Genomic DNA, 1,617 nt, shown 5'->3' on the forward strand with positions numbered 1-1,617 from the left:
GCTTGCTCGCGAAGGGGGCGCCTCGGTCTACCGCTGCAACACCAATATCCGCGACAACAACTCATCCCGATCGATATAGCAGCCCTGGAAATGCCGCGCGCCGGACGCCGGATCAAACGCATTGCGCGCATGCAGGGTCCGGCGATTATCAAAGCACCACAGCTCGCCCGGATTCAGACGTTTGACCAGCCGAAAACGCTCTTCCCGGGTCATCGCAATAAACCGGCGATAGGCGCGATAGAGCAACGGCATCTGCTCTGCAGGCGCCTCAAACGGCCCGCGCAGAAAGTTGGCCATGCGAATCTCGGCGACTTCACCCAAGGCATCCAGAGCAATGATCGGCGCCAGCCGGCGATAGTCGCTGTGACGGTCCTTGTTGCGAAACTCCACCGGGATCTCGCACAACGCGCGAAAGGCTTCCGGATCTTCGTCCCGCAGCGCCCGGGCAATCGCAAAACCGTCGACAAAAATACTCTCGCCCCCGTCGGCGTCGTTCACCAGGCAATGCAAGAACTGCAGCCCGGGTTGCAGCTCCCGCGTCGGCAAATCACTGTGCAGCGGCAGGTTGAATGCCGTGTAGGCGTTGCTGTCGGCATCGGCCTTGGACTGCACGTTGAACAGCACGCCGAAGTTGCTCTCGCGGATGAACGAAATGCGCTTGGCGATCAGCGCCAGCGAGCCAGGTTCGGTGGGCACACCGCGCACTTGGGTGAGGCCGCTGTCACGCAGGGCCAGCAGCCATTGCAGCAGGGCTTTCGGGTCTTCCATCAGCGCTGCGTAGTCGAATACGGGCAGCTCGAACGTACGGTCCCACAGCAGGGATTTCGGTTTGGCAGCCCGGCGTTCGGCGCGGGACTCATCGTCGTAGGCGTGCGCCCGCAACCATCCGGGATCGTACTGGCTGCGATGCCCGCCACTCCATTCCACTGTCAGCAGACCCTGGTCGATACGCGCGCTGACAGCCGTGAGGTGTTCGTCCACATCGACAATTTCCAGCACCTGCTCACGGGTCACGCTGTAGACGCAAACAGGGCACGGGCAGTTGTCCCGCAGCCACTGGTGATGAAACGGGCTGACCCGCCCATCGGCCCATCGCACACTGAGGTGATCGCCGTGCACGTGCACATCGGCCAGGTCACTGATCAGTGGGTAAGTACGGAAGTCGGCAACAGCGGCGGCGGTTTGCATGGCGATTCCTTATTTTTGGGGTGGCAGTCCAATCGCGCGGCCGAGCAGGGCGGGCTTCGGCAGGTCGGTTTGTTCGGCGCTGATGCTGGCAAGCTTGCCCAGCACCGCTTCACTGAATGGCGCCGAGTGCGGCCCGGCGAGGTCGACGTGGAGCAGCATCTGTTCGTTGCCCGCCAGCTCCTTTTCGTCGCCCACCAGGTGCAGGCTGTGATAGAGGTGCAGGCGCTTGCGGTCGTGGGCGATGAGTTGGGTGTGTACCTCGACGGCGGCGCCCAGTTTCACTTCGTGCAGGTAGTTGAGGTGCAACTCCAGGGTGAACAGCGAGTGGCCGCTGGCTTCGCGGTTTTCGCTGTCCAGGCCCAGGGTGTCCATCAGCGCATCGGTGGCGTAGCTGAAAATCAGCAGGTAGAACGCATCGCGCAGGTGGCC

2 protein-coding genes are annotated in these 1,617 nt (G+C 62.6%); both read right to left on the reverse strand.

Going from position 1 to position 1,617, the window contains the following annotated elements; all coding sequences use genetic code 11:
* Positions 1-27 precede the first annotated feature (27 nt).
* Positions 28-1,188: a gamma-butyrobetaine dioxygenase gene (locus HX869_RS22340; protein ID WP_087693215.1), complete on the reverse strand. Its 1,161-nt coding sequence runs from the start codon at positions 1,186-1,188 to the stop codon at positions 28-30.
* Positions 1,189-1,197: 9 nt separating this feature from the next.
* Positions 1,198-1,617: thioesterase family protein (locus HX869_RS22345; RefSeq protein WP_178903657.1), on the reverse strand; the 420-nt coding region annotated here is incomplete at its 5' end.

It is taken from the genome of Pseudomonas sp. P7779, from assembly GCF_013386315.1.
In the GTDB taxonomy this organism is placed as follows: Bacteria; Pseudomonadota; Gammaproteobacteria; order Pseudomonadales; family Pseudomonadaceae; genus Aquipseudomonas.